Annotated in this window: 12 protein-coding genes and 1 pseudogene; 8 read left to right on the forward strand and 5 right to left on the reverse strand. The window is 74.9% G+C overall.

The window, feature by feature from the left end; genetic code table 11:
* Positions 1 to 137: 137 nt before the first annotated feature.
* Positions 138 to 998, reverse strand: a complete 861-nt coding sequence (locus RLT57_RS04350; RefSeq protein ID WP_311296035.1) for an AraC family transcriptional regulator — start codon at positions 996 to 998, stop codon at positions 138 to 140.
* Positions 999 to 1101: 103 nt separating this feature from the next.
* Here RLT57_RS04350 and RLT57_RS04355 point away from each other — a divergent pair, with 103 nt between their 5' ends.
* The 3 genes from RLT57_RS04355 to RLT57_RS04365 all read left to right on the forward strand — a co-directional run bounded on the left by RLT57_RS04355 (position 1102) and on the right by RLT57_RS04365 (position 4116).
* Entirely contained in the window at positions 1102 to 1938 is an 837-nt protein-coding gene (locus tag RLT57_RS04355) for a phytanoyl-CoA dioxygenase family protein (RefSeq protein WP_311296036.1), read from the forward strand.
* 307 nt (positions 1939 to 2245) lie between these two features.
* Complete coding sequence (locus tag RLT57_RS04360) at positions 2246 to 3304, forward strand: Dyp-type peroxidase (RefSeq protein ID WP_311296037.1); 1059 nt, start codon at positions 2246 to 2248, stop codon at positions 3302 to 3304.
* Positions 3301 to 4116: a family 1 encapsulin nanocompartment shell protein gene (locus RLT57_RS04365; protein ID WP_311296038.1), complete on the forward strand. Its 816-nt coding sequence runs from the start codon at positions 3301 to 3303 to the stop codon at positions 4114 to 4116. The genes RLT57_RS04360 and RLT57_RS04365 overlap by 4 nt, the downstream gene beginning before the upstream one ends.
* Positions 4117 to 4242: 126 nt before the next feature.
* On the opposite strand, the gene RLT57_RS04370 is transcribed toward RLT57_RS04365, so the two are convergent.
* Positions 4243 to 6462: an NADP-dependent isocitrate dehydrogenase gene (locus RLT57_RS04370; RefSeq protein WP_311296039.1), complete on the reverse strand. Its 2220-nt coding sequence runs from the start codon at positions 6460 to 6462 to the stop codon at positions 4243 to 4245.
* A gap of 255 nt (positions 6463 to 6717) precedes the next feature.
* Here RLT57_RS04370 and RLT57_RS04375 point away from each other — a divergent pair, with 255 nt between their 5' ends.
* Positions 6718 to 7644, forward strand: coding sequence for a carbohydrate kinase family protein (locus RLT57_RS04375; protein WP_311296040.1), 927 nt, complete (start codon positions 6718 to 6720; stop codon positions 7642 to 7644).
* Positions 7645 to 8215: 571 nt separating this feature from the next.
* A pseudogene (locus tag RLT57_RS04380) lies at positions 8216 to 9289 on the forward strand (phospholipase domain-containing protein); the annotation flags it as partial.
* Between the two features lie 91 nt (positions 9290 to 9380).
* Here the strand turns inward: RLT57_RS04380 and RLT57_RS04385 are convergent.
* A complete protein-coding gene (locus RLT57_RS04385; RefSeq protein WP_399128010.1) occupies positions 9381 to 9842 on the reverse strand; it encodes an SRPBCC family protein in 462 nt (153 codons plus the stop codon).
* A 312-nt stretch (positions 9843 to 10154) separates the two neighbouring features.
* Complete coding sequence (locus RLT57_RS04390) at positions 10155 to 11897, reverse strand: SDR family NAD(P)-dependent oxidoreductase (protein ID WP_311296041.1); 1743 nt, start codon at positions 11895 to 11897, stop codon at positions 10155 to 10157.
* Between the two features lie 183 nt (positions 11898 to 12080).
* On the opposite strand from RLT57_RS04390, the gene fahA reads away from it, so the two are divergent.
* The gene (gene fahA / locus RLT57_RS04395; RefSeq protein ID WP_311296042.1) at positions 12081 to 13313 is read left to right on the forward strand and encodes a fumarylacetoacetase; all 1233 of its coding nucleotides are present in this window, start codon (positions 12081 to 12083) and stop codon (positions 13311 to 13313) included.
* Between the two features lie 162 nt (positions 13314 to 13475).
* Complete coding sequence (locus RLT57_RS04400) at positions 13476 to 14039, forward strand: hypothetical protein (RefSeq protein WP_311296043.1); 564 nt, start codon at positions 13476 to 13478, stop codon at positions 14037 to 14039.
* Here the strand turns inward: RLT57_RS04400 and RLT57_RS04405 are convergent.
* The gene (locus RLT57_RS04405; protein WP_311296044.1) at positions 13966 to 14895 is read right to left on the reverse strand and encodes an SDR family oxidoreductase; all 930 of its coding nucleotides are present in this window, start codon (positions 14893 to 14895) and stop codon (positions 13966 to 13968) included. The genes RLT57_RS04400 and RLT57_RS04405 overlap by 74 nt on opposite strands.
* A gap of 124 nt (positions 14896 to 15019) precedes the next feature.
* Here RLT57_RS04405 and RLT57_RS04410 point away from each other — a divergent pair, with 124 nt between their 5' ends.
* Positions 15020 to 15700: a TetR/AcrR family transcriptional regulator gene (locus RLT57_RS04410; protein WP_311296045.1), complete on the forward strand. Its 681-nt coding sequence runs from the start codon at positions 15020 to 15022 to the stop codon at positions 15698 to 15700.
* The last annotated feature ends 67 nt before the right edge of the window (positions 15701 to 15767 follow it).

The following is a 15767-nucleotide window of genomic DNA, read 5'->3' on the forward strand; positions in this document are numbered from 1 at the left end:
TTGTCCCGCGGCGCCGATCCGGCCCCGCGGTCTCAGGCCCCGCGGCCCCGGCCCGGCGGTCCCGGTTCGGCCCGCGGCTCCAATCCGGCCCCGCGGTCTCACCCCCGGCCCCGCGGTCTCGGCCGGGCCCAGCCGCTTCACCCCTGCGGTACGGCTCCGGTGCGGAAATTCCGCCGGAACTCGCGCGGCGAGGCGTCCTTGAGCTCGCGGAAGCGGCGGTTGAAGTTGGCGAGGCTGGCATAGCCGCAGTCGGCGGCGATGCCGGCGACCGGACGGTCGGTGTCCCGCAGCAGATGGCAGGCCGCCTCGATCCGCAGCCGGTTGAGGTACGCGGTGATCGTGGTGCCGGTGCTGCGGCGGAAGAAGCGGCTGGCCGAGGTCGGGGACAGGTGGGCGGCTCGGGCGATCTCGTCGAGCCCGAGCGGGCGGGCGTAGGCGGCGTGCATCAGCCCGACCATCGCGTCGATCCGGTCGCCGGCCGCGCGGTCGAGCGGCGGGGTGTGCCGGTCGCCGGCCAGTGTGCGGGCTCCGGGGTGGCCGGCCAGCCGGACCAGCAGCCGCAGCAGTTCCAGGGTCCGGTCGGCCGGCGGCAGGCAGGTGAGCGCGGCCGGGTCCGCCGCGCCGGGCGGGAAGGCGAGCCCGCGGGCGGCGCGCCCCAGCAGGTCGCGGACCGCGCCGAACTCGGGGCACTCGAAGAGGTCCCGGCCGAGGAAGTCGCGGCGGAACTGGGCCACGACCGCCTGCTGCCCGTCCGGGCCGGGCGTGGAGACGTAGGTGTGCGGCAGTTCGGGGCCGATCAGGGTCAGATCGCCAGGACCGTACCCCTCGACGCGGTCGCCGACGATCCGGGTGCCGCTGCCCCCGGTGATCCAGGTGAGCTCGTACTCGTGGTGGAAGTGCCACTGGAAGTCGAAGCGGGGCTCGCGGCGGACGAAGAGCCGCCAGGACGACGCGGCGGTGGGCACGACGTGCTCGAAGGCCGCCCGCACGCTCCTCACCTGCCTCTCCCCCGCCGTGACCGCCCGGCTCGGGGGCAAGAGAGTACCGGAAGCCGCCATCCCAGGCGTGGCTCCCGGCGGGGGCCGCCGGGAGCCTGAAGGCATGCGGACCGGAAGGTACAACCTCGACATCCCCTACTTCTTCGACGCGGCGGCGGCGCGGGCCCGTTTCGACGCCGAGGGCTTCGTCAAGCTGCCCTGCGTGCTGGATCCGGCCGCGGTCACCGCTTACGAGCCGGCGATCACCGCGAAGGTGGTCGAGCTGAACACCCAGCACCTGCCGCTGGCCGAGCGCGACACGTACGGCAAAGCGTTCCTCCAGGTGACCAACCTGTGGCAGCACAGCGAGACGGTACGCGAACTGGTCTTCGCCGAGCGGCTGGCCGGGATCGCCGCGGCGCTGCTGGGCGTGCCGTCGGTGCGGCTCTACCACGACCAGGCGCTGTACAAGGAGCCCGGCGGCGGGATCACCCCGTGGCACGCCGACCAGTACTACTGGCCGCTGTCGACCGACCGGACCGTGACACTGTGGCTGCCGCTCCAGGAGACGCCGGCCGAGATGGGGCCGCTGGCGTTCGCCGCGGGCAGCCACCGGTTCGCGGCGGGGCGGGACCTGCCGATCGGCGACGAGTCCGAGCGGGAGGTACGGCGGGCGCTGGCCGGGCAGGACTTCCCGGTGGTGGAGAGCCCGTACCGGCTGGGCGAGGCCAGCTTCCACGGCGGCTGGACCTTCCACCGCGCGGCGCCGAACCGGTCGCGGACCGCCCGCCGGGTGATGACGGTCATCTACATGGCCGCCGACATCACCGCCACCGAGCCGGTCAACGACTTCCAGCGGCACGACCTGGAGACCTGGCTGCCGGGTACGGCGGTCGGGGCGGTGCCGGTGTCGCCGCTCAACCCCGTGCTGTACCCGCGGGCCTCGCGCGAGGCCCGGTAGCTCCGCGCCACCCCGCCGGCGGCGGACGCGGCGCGGCGGGCGCCGCACGGCGCGGTGACCGCGGACGCGGCGCCCCGGCCGTCGGGTGCGGGTGCGGGTGCGGGTGCGGGTGCGGGTGCGGGTGCGGGTGCGGGTGCGGGTGCGGGTGCGGGTGCGGGTGCGGGTGCGGCGAACGCGACACCCGCGCGGGGCGGGGCGCAACCGCCTGGCGGGGACGGGATGCCAGTAGGGTCCTGCTGAGCCGGTGTGATCACCGGGGCGGCACGCACAGTGCCGCGCAGCACCGCCGCGCAGAGAGGAGAACGGGTTGACGTCCGCATCGCTCCCAGAGTCCGGGGCCGGGCCGGCGCCGGAACCGCAGCCGGTGCTCACCCCGCTGACGGCCGCCGCGATCTTCCTGGTGGTCACGGTCGACCCCGGCGGCGAGGAGACCGTACGCGATCTGCTGGCCGACCTGTCCGGGCTGCGGCGGGCGTTCGGCTTCGGCGCGCCGGACGCGTCCCTCAGCTGTGTGGCGGGCATCGGCTCGGACGCCTGGGACCGGCTGTTCGACTACCCGCGACCGGTCGGGCTGCACCCCTTCGTGGAGCTGGCGGGCACCCGGCACCGGGCCCCGGCCACGCCCGGCGACCTGCTGTTCCACCTGCGGGGCAGCCGCCTGGACGTGTGCTTCGCGCTCGCCGCGGAGATCATGCGGCGGCTGCGGGGCGCGGTGACCCTCCAGGACGAGGTGCAGGGCTTCAAGTACCTGGACGTACGGGACCTGCTGGGCTTCGTGGACGGCACCGAGAACCCCGAGGGAGCCGACGCGCGGGCGGCGGTGCTGATCGGCGCGGAGGACGCGCCGCACGCCGGCGGCAGCTATGTCATCGTGCAGAAGTACCTGCACGACCTGGAGGCGTGGAACCGGCTGCCGGTCGAGGCCCAGGAGAAGATCATCGGCCGGACCAAGGCGACCAACATCGAGCTGGACGCCGAGGGTTCGCACGTCGCGCTGAACACCGTCACCGACCCGGACGGCACCGAGCGGGACATCCTGCGGGACAACATGCCGTTCGGCAGCCCGGGACGCGGCGAGTTCGGCACGTACTTCATCGGCTACGCCCGCACCCCCGACGTCACCGAGCGGATGCTGCGCAACATGTTCCTCGGGGCGCCGCCCACCGGTTACGACCGGATCCTGGACTTCTCCACGGCGGTCACCGGCACGCTGTTCCACGTGCCCGCCGCCGGTCTCCTCGACGACCTGCCCGGGGCGCCGGCGGCCGGTGGCACCGCCGCACGGACGCCCGCGCCCGCCCCGCTCCCCCGGCCGGCCGACGGCAGCCTGGGCATCGGCAATCTGAACAGGAGCACGATCGCGTGAACAACCTGCACCGTGAACTGGCCCCCGTCTCCGACGCCGCTTGGGCCGACCTGGAGGCGGAGGCGGTCCGCACCTTCAAGCGCAATGTCGCCGCCCGCCGCGTCGTGGACGTGCCCGAACCCGGCGGCCCGGAACTGGCCGCGGTGGCGACCGGACACCTGGACTCCTCGCTGCCCGCGCCGGCCGAGGGCGTGCTCGCCCGTGCCCGGCTGTCGCAGCCGATGGTGGAGCTGCGGGTGCCGTTCACCGTCGACCGCGGCCAGGTGGACGACGTGGAGCGGGGCGCCAAGGACGCCGACTGGCAGCCGGTCAAGGACGCCGCCCGGCGGCTGGCCTTCGCCGAGGACCGGGCGGTCTTCGAGGGGTACCCGGCCGCGGGCATCACCGGTATCCGGGCCGCCTCCTCCAACCCGGAGCTGACCCTGCCCGCCGACGTGCGGGCCTACCCCGACGCCGTCAGCCAGGCGATCACCGCGCTGCGGCTGGCCGGTGTGGACGGCGCGTACACGCTGGCGCTGAGCGCCGACGCGTACACCGCGGTCAGCGAGACCTCCGACCACGGCTACCCGATCCACGAGCACCTGGCCCGGCTCCTGGACGGCGACATCATCTGGGCCCCGGCCATCGACGGCGCCTTCCTGCTGGCCACCCGCGGCGGCGACTTCGAGCTGCGCCTGGGCCAGGACGTCTCCATCGGCTACCTCGGCCACGACGCGACCAGTGTCGAGCTGTACTTCCAGGAGACCCTGACCTTCCTGGTGCACACGTCCGAGGCGGGTGTGGCCCTCAAGCCCGCCGCCCCGCCGCTCTGATCCCTCCGGCGGAGCCGGCGCGGCCGGCGGACGGCGCGGCGGTGGGCGGGACCCTTCGAAGGGTCCCGCCCACCGCCGTGTGCGGGCGTCGGCCGGCGGCGGGCGCGGCCCCGGGGCCGCGCCGCCTCAGCCCAGGATCGCCAGTGCCCGGTTGAGCGTGGCCGACGGGCGCATCACCGCTGCCGCCTTCGCCGGGTCGGGCTGGTAGTAGCCGCCGATGTCGGCCGGCCGGCCCTGTACGGCGATGAGCTCGGCGACGATCGTCTGCTCCTGCTCGGCGAGCGACGTGGCCAGCGCGGCGAACGCCTGCGCGAGCTGCGCGTCCTCGGTCTGGGCGGCAAGCTCCTGCGCCCAGTACAGCGCCAGGTAGAAGTGGCTGCCGCGGTTGTCGATGCCGCCCACGCGGCGGCTCGGCGACTTGTCCTCGTTGAGGAAGGTGCCGGTGGCCCGGTCCAGGGTGTCGGCGAGGATCTGCGCGCGGGCGTTGCCGGTGGTCTGCGCGAGGTGCTCGAAGCTGACCGCGAGCGCCAGGAACTCGCCGAGGCTGTCCCAGCGCAGGTAGTTCTCCTTGAGCAGCTGCTGAACGTGCTTGGGCGCGGAGCCGCCGGCGCCGGTCTCGAACAGCCCGCCGCCGTTGATCAGCGGGACGACCGACAGCATCTTGGCGCTGGTGCCCAGCTCCAGGATCGGGAACAGGTCGGTCAGGTAGTCGCGCAGGACGTTGCCGGTGACCGAGATGGTGTTCTCGCCGCGCCGGATGCGCTCCAGGGAGAACGCGATGGCGTCCTCCGGCGACCTGATCTCGATCCGCAGCCCGTCGGTGTCGTGCTCGGGCAGGTACGCCGTGATCTTCTCGATGAGCACCGCGTCGTGCGCGCGGCCCTCGTCCAGCCAGAAGACGGCCGGGTCGCCGGTGGCGCGGGCGCGGGAGACGGCGAGCTTGACCCAGTCGCGGATCGGCACGTCCTTGGTCTGGCACATCCGGAAGATGTCGCCGGCGCCGACCGCCTGCTCCAGGACGGCCTCGCCGTCGGCGTCGACCACCCGTACGGTGCCGGTGGCCGGGATCTCGAAGGTCTTGTCGTGGCTGCCGTACTCCTCGGCCGCCTGCGCCATCAGGCCGACGTTCGACACCGAGCCCATGGTGGCCGGGTCGTAGGCGCCGTGCGCGCGGCAGTCGTCGATCACGACCTGGTAGATGCCGGCGTAGGAGCTGTCCGGGATCACCGCGAGGGTGTCGGCCTCCTTCCCGTCCGGGCCCCACATGTGGCCGGAGGTGCGGATCATGGCCGGCATGGACGCGTCCACGATCACGTCGCTGGGCACGTGCAGGTTGGTGATGCCGCGGTCGGAGTCGACCATGGCCAGCGCCGGGCCCTCGGCGAGCTCCGCGTCGAAGGACGCCTTGATGGCCGGGCCCTCGGGCAGTGCCTCCAGGCCCTTGAGGATGCCGCCGAGGCCGTCGTTCGGGGTCAGGCCCGCCGCGGCCAGCGTGGCGCCGTACTCGGCGAAGGTCCTGGGGAAGAAGGCGCGCACGACGTGCCCGAAGATGACGGGGTCGGAGACCTTCATCATGGTGGCCTTGAGGTGCACGGAGAACAGCACGCCCTCGTCCTTGGCACGCGCGATCTGCGCGGTCAGGAACTCGCGCAGCGCGGCGACGCGCAGCACGGAGGCGTCCACCACCTCGCCGGCCAGCACGGGGACGGACTCGCGCAGCACGGTGGTGCTGCCGTCGTCGCCGTGCAGTTCGATCCGCAGCGAGCCGGCCGCGCCGACGACCGCGGACTTCTCGGTGCTGCGGAAGTCGTCCACGCCCATGGTCGCCACGTTGGTCCTGGACTGCGGGCTCCACACGCCCATCCGGTGCGGGTGCGCCCTGGCGTAGTTCTTCACCGAGGCGGGGGCCCGGCGGTCGGAGTTGCCCTCGCGCAGCACCGGGTTGACCGCACTGCCCTTGATCCGGTCGTACCGGGCCCGTACGTCCTTCTCCTCGTCGGACTTGGGGTCGTCCGGGTAGTCCGGCAGCGCGTAGCCCTGCTGCTGGAGCTCGGCGACGGCCGCCTTGAGCTGCGGGATGGACGCCGAGATGTTCGGCAGCTTGATGATGTTGGCCGCCGGGGTCCCGGCCAGCGCGCCCAGTTCGGCGAGGGCGTCCGGGATCCGCTGCGCTTCGTCGAGGTACTCGGGGAAGGCCGCGATGATCCGTCCCGCCAGGGAGATGTCACGGCTCTCCACGCTCACCCCCGCCGTGGCGGCGTAAGCCTCGATCACCGGCAGGAGGCTGTACGTGGCCAAGGCCGGGGCCTCGTCGGTGTGCGTATAGATGATGGTCGAGTCAGCCACCGGTCGCTCCACTCCAGGTCTGGATTGCTTGATATCAAGATATCCCGTGGGCGCCCGGTGTTCGACAAGGGGCCGGACACCCCGGTGGACCGCGCCGGGCGCGGCGGGCACGGTCCGGTGTGCGGGGCGCGTCCGGTGTGCCCGGCCCGTCCGGTGTCCGGGCGGCTGCCCGCCGGCCCCGCGGGGCTGCCCGGTTCGTACCGCTGAGCGCGATTTTCCGTACCGGGCCCCGGTCGTACGGCAGCATGTGGCCCCATGAGCGACTTCCTGGTGGTCGGTGAGTGCGTGGCGGACATCGTGCGGGCCCCCGGCCGCCCGGACGTGACCCACCCCGGCGGCAGTCCGGCCAACGTGGCGTACGGGCTGGGCCGGCTGGAGCGGCGGGTCACACTGCTCACCCAGCTGGGCGGCGATCCGGCCGGTCAGCTGATCGGCGCCCATCTGCGGTCCGCGGGCGTGGAGCTGCTGGGCGACCTCGGGGCGGGGGCGGTCACACCGACCGCGGTGGTGACGCTGGACGGGTGGGGTCGCGCCTCGTACGACTTCGACGTGCGCTGGACGCTGCGGTCGGCGGGCCCGCTGCCCGCCGGGGTACGGCATGTGCACCTCGGGTCGATCGGCGCGGTGACCGAGCCGGGCGCCGCGGCGGTGCGGGAGGTGGTGGCGGGGCTGCACGGGCGGGCCACGGTGAGTTACGACCCCAACGTGCGGCCGGCGCTGCTCGGGCCGCGGGAGGAGGCGGTGGCCCGGGTCGAGGAGCGGGTGGCGCTCAGCGATCTGGTGAAGGCCAGCGACGAGGACCTGGCCTGGCTCTACCCGGGGCAGGCGCCCGCCCGGGTCGCCCGGCGCTGGCTGGCGTCGGGGCCGGGCGCGGTGCTGGTGACCTTCGGCGCGGACGGCTCGGCGGCGTACACCGCGGCGGGCGAGGTCCGCGCCGCCGCGGTCCCCGGCGAGGTCGCCGACACGGTGGGCGCGGGCGACTCCTTCATGGCGGCGGTGCTGGACGCGCTGGCCGGGTCCGGCCTGCTGGGGGCCGCCGCCCGGCCCGCCCTCGGCGCCCTGGACGAGGCCGGGTGGGCCGCCGCGCTGCACCGGGCGGCCACCGCCGCGGCCCTGACGGTGGCCCGCCCCGGGGCCAACCCGCCGGACCTCACGGAGCTGCGGGCGGCACTCGGCCGGTAGCGGTCCGACGGCCGGCCGATGGCGGCCGGGAAGCCCGTACATGGCCATTGCCTACGTCCGGGAACACCCTGTGGTATCGCCCCGACTCACCGGTAGCATGCGATCACCGGCGTCCCACCGGACCCTTGCCCCTGCTTCCGGGCCGGCCGGTACGGCGTGTGCCGCCCGGCCCGGGTCGCCGCGCCGTCGTCGTGTCACGCTCCCGCCCCTCGGCCGCACCGACCACGCACCGCACCACGCGACCGCCCGACCACACCGCCCGACCACGCCTGCCGTCCGGGCACCGCCCGACCCGCCACCGGACACCCGCCGCCACCCGGCCCTGCCTGCCCGGACACCCGCCGCCACCCCGCCGGACCACCTCGCGTTCGCCCCCCGGTCACCAGCCGTCCGCCACCCGTCGCCGCGGGCAGGGCCGCACCCCCTGCCGCCCCCGGCGCGCCGCCGACCGGGCCCGTACCGCCGGGGAGCCGAACCCACCCGCACCCGACCGGAGTTCACATCCCCATGGCACCCGTCAGCCGACGTGGCCTGCTCGCCTCCGCGGTCGCCGCCGGCGCCGCGATCGGACTCGAACGCGGACGTCTTCGACTCCACCGTGCTGTTCCTCAACTACGACGAGAACGACGGCTTCTTCGACCATGGGCCGCCGCCCGCCGCGCCGTCCGGCACCGCGGGGGAGTTCTACAACGGTACGAACATCGGCCTCGGGATACGGGTGCCGATGATCGCCGTCTCGCCCTGGACCCGCGGCGGCTGGGTCGACTCCGAGGTGCACGGCCACACCTCGGTGCTGCGCTTCCTCGAACGCTGGACCACGGCCATCGGCCGGCCGGCCGCCTGCCCCGACATCTCGGCGTGGCGGCGCAAGGTGTGCGGCGACCTGACCGGTCTGTTCGACTTCGCACACCCGGTGTACGGCCTGCCGGCGCTGCCCGACACGGCGGCGGTGATCGGCGAGGCGGCCTGCGCGCCGCTGCCGAACCCTGCGCCGGTCGACAACCGACTGCCGCAGCAGGAGCCCGCCACCCGCCCGGCCCGCGCGCTGCCCTACCAGCCGAACGCGTACCTGTCGCCGTTCACCTCCGGCTCGCTCGGCCAGATCCCGGCCTGGATCACCATGGCCAACCAGGGCGCCCAGGCCACCGGGACCACCCACTTCGCGGCGTACGCCAACGCGCACCGCGGCGGCGGCCCCTGGCAGTACACCGTCGGCCCGAACGGCACCACCAGTGACTTCTTCAACTGCGGCACCGGTTACGGCGGCGGCGCCTGCGACCTGTCGGTCATCGGTCCCAACCGCTCCCTGCGGCGCTTCCAGGGCGACGCGACCCAGCCGGGCAGGAACCTCACCGTCACCTCTTCCTACGCCGCCGCGCCGGACACCGGCAAGCTCGCCGTCTGGTTCGAGCTGGCCAACTCGGGGACCGCGCCGGTGACGTTCACCGTCACCGCGGCCAACTACCGTTCCGACGGGCCGTGGACGTACACCGTGCAGCCGGGCGCGAGCGTCTCCGACTAATTCAACGCCGTGGCGTACCAGAGCGGCTGGTACGACGTCACGGTCGCCGCGAGCAACGACCCGGCGTGGAACCAGCGCTTCACCGGCCACCTGGAGACCGGTCAGGCCAGCGTCTCCGGCTGACCCCCGACCGCGCGGAAGCCGGGCCGCCGCCGCCCGGCTTCCGCGCCCCGGGGAGAGTGCCGCGGGCGGCCGTCGGCGGTCGCGGGCGCGCTCAGCCCGCCAGCAGGGTGTCGAGCGCCCGCCCGAAGAGCAGCCGGCCGCAGGCCGCGGTCGCCGCGTCCAGGGCGCCCGGCAGCCGGCGCACCCGCAGCTCCTCCCGCCAGCGCACCAGCGAGCCCGCGCCGTCCGGGAACACCTCGATCTCGGCCCAGCCGGTGACGCTCCGCCCGGTCTTCTCCAGCCGGCAGCGCCCGGCCCCGGCGTCCCCCGCGGGCGGTTCCCACACGGTGACGCGCATCGGGTCGTCGAACCCGAGCGGCCCCACCCGGGTCCGCGCGGTGAACACCGTGCCGATCCCGGACGGCGGCGGGGTGTCCACCGTGATCCGGGTGAGGGGCACGGTCGCGGTGTGCCGCTCCCAGGAGGTGACGCGCCGCCAGGTCTCGGCCGGCGGCAGCGCGGTGCGGCGCTCGATCACGAACGGGGACACGAACGGGGGCACGGAAGGGGACACACCGCCACCGTAGCCCGCGGCGCCGGCCGGCGGACGTACCGGCGCTCCGGAGCCGGGCCGGGTGCCCCGGCGCCGGAGCACCCGGCCCGGGGCCGCGTCCGGCCGCGAGGCCGTGCCGCGCTTCGGGGCCGCCCGCACCCCCGTGACGGGCGGCCAGGACGGTCTGTGCCGTCCTCGTTCACCCGGTCATCCTGCCGCCGGGGGCGCCGCGCTGCCACCGGATTTACGGCGGCCCGGCGCCCCGGCGGCTCTACACCGCTACGCTCCGGCAGGCCGGGGCCCCGCTGTCCGGCCGCCCTTGGCGGTCCGGCCTCACCAGGCGGAGGGGCGGTAGTCCTTGAGGAAGCAGCCGAACAGGTCCTCGCCGCGCTCGCCGCGGACCACCGGGTCGTAGACGCGCGCCGCGCCGTCCACCAGGTCCAGCGGCGCGTGGAAGCCCTCGGCGGCCAGCCGCACCTTGTCGGGGTGCGGGCGCTCGTCGGTGATCCAGCCGGTGTCCACCGCGGTCATCAGGATGCCGTCGGTCTCCAGCATCTCCTGCGCGCTGGTGCGGGTCAGCATGTTCAGCGACGCCTTGGCCATGTTGGTGTGCGGATGCCCGGGGCCTTTGTAGCCGCGGGCGAACTGCCCTTCCATCGCCGACACGTTGACCACGTACTTGCGCCGGGCCGCCGCCGCCGCCATGGCCGGCCGCAGCCTGCTGATCAGGATGAAGGGCGCCGTCACGTTGCACAGCTGCACCTCCAGCAGCTCCACCGGGTCGACCTCGCCGACGGTCTGCACCCAGGTGTTGCTGGGGTCGAGGTCGGGCACCAGGCCGCCCGCGTCGATCGCGGTGCCCGCCTCGATCCGGGCGAGCGAGGCGGAGCCGCTGACCAGCGCGAGTCCGGTGACGTCCTGGGCCGACAGCCCCTCGCCGCGGGGCGAGGGCAGCGCGGCGGCGGTCCGCGCGCCCGAGCCGAAGGCGCCGAAGACCTCGGCGGCGGGCAGCTCGCCGGGCGGCAGCGGCGCCGCCTCGGCCGCGACCAGCTCGCTGTAGGCGCGCGGCGAGCGCCGTACGGTCTGGGCCGCGTTGTTGATCAGGATGTCCAGCGGGCCGGCCGCGGCCACCGTGTCGGCGAGCGCCACGACCTGCGCGGGGTCGCGCAGGTCGATGCCGACGACCTTCAGCCGGTGGATCCAGTCGGCGCTGTCCGGCATCGCCTTGAAGCGGCGGATCGCGTCGTTGGGGAAACGGGTGGTGACGGTGGTGTGGGCGCCGTCCCGCAGCAGCCGCAAGGCGATGTACATGCCGATCTTGGCCCGGCCGCCGGTGAGCAGGGCCCGCCGCCCGGTCAGATCGGTGCGGGCCTCGCGCCGGGCCCGGTTCTCGGCCGCGCAGGACGGGCACAGCTGGTGGTAGAAGGCGTCCACCTCGACGTAGCGGGTCTTGCAGACGTAGCAGGACCGGGGGCGCTCCAGGATGCCGGCGATCTCGGTGCTGACGGAGGCGGTGAGCCGGATGCCGAGCGTCTCGTCGTCGATCCGGTCGGCGGCGCCGGTCGCGGTGGCCTCGGTGACGGCCTTGTCGTTGGCGGTCTTGGCGGCCCGGCGCTCCTGGCGGCGGCGCTGCTTCACCGTCCGGTAGACGCCGGCGGTCGCCCGCCGTACCGCTATGGCGTCAGGGTGGTCGACCGGCAGCCCGTCGAGTTCGGCGAGCACGGCGAGGCAGGTCTCCAGCCGGGCCGGGTCGATGCCGGACCCCGCGGCGGCGCGGTCGTACGGTTCGGCACCGTCGGCGTACGGCTCGCCGTCGCGGTCGGCGTGGGGCCCGGTCCCGTGCTCGCCGTACGGCTCGGCGTCGCGGTCGCCGTACGGACGTGGGGCGGTGTCGGCGCGCGGGCCCGGACCGCCGTCGCCGTACGGACCGGCGGCGGCGTCCTGGAGCGCCCCCGATCCTGCGTCCGGCCCCGCGCCGGCACCGGCACCCGACCCCGGCCGGGGCTGCCGGATTCCCCCGGCGGCGGGTTTCTCCCGCGGCCCGGGGTCGTGAAGGTCCTGTGCTGTCGCCGTCATCCCGCCGCTGCTCTCTCTGCTTCCGCCCGGTATGCCAGGGTCCCACCAGGTCTTCGCGCCGAACTTTACGTTTCGACGGACGGCAGCTCCAAACCCGGGCGCCGGTACGCTCGGGACGTCCCGTGATCCCCGGGGTGGTCCCCCGCGTGGTCCCCTTTGTGCGTCCTGCGTCCTGGAGGTCCGTTGCACTCCCCGAGCCCGCTCACCGTGCCGCCCGACGCGCTCTTCGGGGCGCACAACCTGCCGTACGGCGTCTTCAGCACGGCCGCGGGCACCGGGCGGCGACTCGGGGTGGCCTACGGGGAGCACGTCCTGGACGCGGGCGCCGCCGCCCGCGCGACCGGCGCCCCGGCCGACCTGACCGCCCTGCTCACCGCCCCCTCGCTGAACCCGCTGCTGGCCGCCGGGCGCCCGGCCTGGACCCGGGTCCGGGGCGCGCTCACCGAGTGGCTGACCGCCGACGGCCACCGGGCGGCCGTCGAGCCGTGCCTGGTGCCCCGCGCCGACGTGAGCCTGCACCTGCCGTTCGAGGTCGCCGACTACGTGGACTTCTACGCCTCCGAGCACCACGCGGCGAACCTGGGCCGGATCTTCCGGCCGGGCACCGAGCCGCTGACCCCCAACTGGAAGCATCTGCCGATCGGCTACCACGGCCGGGCCGGTACCGTGGTGGTCTCCGGCACTCCCGTGGTCCGCCCCAGTGGCCAGCGCAAGGCCCCGGCCGACCCGGCGCCGGACTACGGCCCCGCCCGCCGGCTCGACATCGAGGCCGAGGTGGGCTTCGTCGTCGGCGCCGCCTCCCCGCAGGGCTCGCGGGTGGCCCTGGCCGACGCGGACGCGCACGTCTTCGGGGTGTGCCTGCTCAACGACTGGTCGGCCCGGGACATCCAGTCCTGGGAGACCGTCCCGCTGGGCCCCTTCCTCGGCAAGTCCTTTGCCACCTCGCTCTCCCCGTGGGTGGTGCCGCTCGACGCGCTGTCCGCCGCCCGTATCGACCCGCCGGCCCGCGACACCGAGCCGCTCCCTTATCTGGACGACCGCGCCGCCCGCCCGCCGTACGGCCTGGACATCTCCCTGGAGGTCCGGCTCAACGGCCACGTGGTGGCCCGGCCGCCGTTCGCCGCCATGTACTGGACGTACGCCCAGATGCTGGCCCATATGACGGTGAACGGCGCGAGCCTGCGTCCCGGGGACCTCTTCGCCTCCGGCACGGTCAGCGGCCGGGACCGGCCGACCCGCGGCGCGCTGATCGAGCTGACCTGGAACGGCGGGCAGCCGCTCGACCTGCCCGACGGCAGCCGCCGCGGCTTCCTGGAGGACGGCGACGAGGTGGCGATCAGCGCGACCGCCCCCGGCCCCGGCGGCACCCGGATCGGCTTCGGCGAGGTCGCCGGCCGGATCCTGCCCGCGCGCTGACCGGGCACGCTTTCTCCCGCCTCCCGCCTCCCGCCTCCCGACCCGCCGGGTCGGGAGGCGGGAGGGAGGTCGGGACGGCCGTCACGGCGCGGCTCCGGTTCAGCGGCGGGCCAGGGCGGGTCGGGCGGCGGCGGTCGCGGCCTGGCGGTGACCGTCGGGCTGGTGGCCGCGTCGGCTGGCTGGCCGGGCTGGCTGTTCACCGATGTCCGCCCGCGCGGGACGGCCGGCTGCCTGCTGGCGACGGCGGTGGCCGGCGGGATGCTGGCGGCGGTCTTTCCCGGCAGCCCGGCGATCGCCCTGACGGCGGTGGCCGCGCTGAGGGCCGGTACCGCGCTGCGGATCGAGATGTCGCTGGCCGTAGTGGTGGCGGGCGCGGTCGCGCTGGCGGTGGCCCTGCTGGCCGTCGGCGGCAGCACCACCGCGCTGCTCGGCTACACGGTGCTGATCGGAGGCGGGCTGACCGCCGGACTGGTGCGGCGCCGCAACGTCCAGCGCGCCGAGCAGGCCGAACGGCTGCTGGAGCAGACCGCACGGGCCCGGCAGGCCGGGGCGCGGGCGGCGGCGCTGGCCGAGGGGACCCGGATCGCCCGCGGGATCCGGGGTTCGGCGACCGGCCGGGCCGGTGGCAAGGGTGCTGACCGGGCGGCCATGGTCAGGCGGTGCGGGCGGGAGCGGGCAGGCTCACGCCGGTCAGTCGCTCGGACTCCGCCCACAGCCGGGCGTTGACGGCCGGGTCGAGGGCGCGGCGGGTGACGCGGACGACGGCCGTCGGCCCGACCAGGCCGAACCGGCCGCCGGGGCCGTAGTACACGCCGGGGGTGGCGTCCGGGCTCGTGGCCGCGTGCAACAGCGGTTCGGTGCCCGGTTCGACGCCCTGCGAGGGCAGGATCGACAGGCTGTTGAGCAGGGAGCGCTTGGGCTTGTCCCGGCCCAGGCTCGCGCCCGCGCTCTGGAGGTTGGTACGGGTGAAGCCCGGGTGGGCGGCGTCGCTCAGCAGCTTCCAGCCGCGCTCGGCGGCGATGGCGGCCAGCTGCCGGGTGAAGATGAGGTCGGCGAGCTTGGACTGGGCGTAGGAGAGGTTGGCGCTGTAGCGGCGCCGCTCCCACTGGAGGTCGTCGAAGTGGATCCGGCCGTAGTTGGCGGTGCCGCTGCTCATGGTGGTGACCCGGGGCGCGGGGGCGGCCAGCAGGGCGGGGAGCAGCCGCAGGGTGAGGGCGAACGGCCCGAGGTAGTTGCTGCCGAACTGCAGCTCGAAGCCGTCGGCGGTGGTCATCCGGGTGGGGGGCGCCATCACGCCCGCGTTGTTGACCAGCAGGTCCAGCGGGCCGCGGGCGAGGATGCCCTCGGCGAACTCGCGTACCGAGGTGAGGTCGGCCAGGTCCACCCGGCGCACTTCCAGCAGGGCCCGCGGGTTCTCGGCCAGGAGTTCCTCCCTGGCCTGCTCGCCCTTGGCGGGTGTGCGGACCGCCATGACCACCCGCGCGCCCGCGGCGGACAGCCGGCGGGCGGCTTCCTTGCCCGTACCGCTGTTGGCGCCGGTGACGACGACGGTCTTTCCGGTCTGGTCGGGGACGACGTACACGGGGGGCTCCTCGAAATGGCGGGACGGTCCGGCCGGCCCCGTAAAGGACCGGCGGTCTCTTGCCCTCAACGCTAGCAGACCGCCGGTTCGATAACAACAGACCGCAGGTCTGTAGAATGAGGGCATGGCCACGAACTTCCAGCGCGCCCGCAGCGAGGAGCAGCGCGCCCAGCGCAGGGGCGCCATCCTCGACACCGCCGCCACGATGCTGACCGAGATGCCCGTGGCCCAGCTCAGCCTGAACGAGCTGAGCCGCCGGGTCGGCCTGGCGAAGTCCAACGTCCTGCGCTACTTCGAATCACGCGAGGCCGTCCTGCTCGATCTGCTCGGGGACGCCTCCCGCGGCTGGCTGACCGACCTCGAGGCGGAGTTCGCCGCCGCGGTCGACACGGCGGCCGGAGCCCGGGAGCGGGCCGACACCGTGGCCGCGGTCCTCGCGTCCTCGCTGGCCGCCCGGCCGGTCCTCTGCGACCTGGTCAGCGCCCAGGCGGCCGTCCTGGAGCGGAACGTGTCCGCGCGGATCGCCGCCCAGTACAAGCAGGACGCCATCGCCAACGCCATGACGCTGGCGCGCCTGGTCGACGACCGCATACCCGAACTCGGCGCGGACGACGCCCTGCGGTTCGCCGGCGCCACCCTGATGACGACCGGCGCCGTGTGGACCCACGCCCAGCCCTCGGCCGGGATGCTCGCCGCCTACGAGGCGGATCCTGCGCTGGCCTCGATGCGGCTGGACTTCACCGCCACGCTCCGCCAGCTGCTGGAGATCGTGCTGTCCGGCCTGCTCGCCCGCCGCGCCCCCTGAGGAACGCCCCCGGCCGGCCCGCGGGTGCTCGGCCGGCAAATCCGGGCGCACGGCCCACGCACGGATC

It is taken from the genome of Streptomyces sp. ITFR-21 (assembly GCF_031844685.1).
Classification (GTDB): Bacteria; Actinomycetota; Actinomycetes; order Streptomycetales; family Streptomycetaceae; genus Actinacidiphila.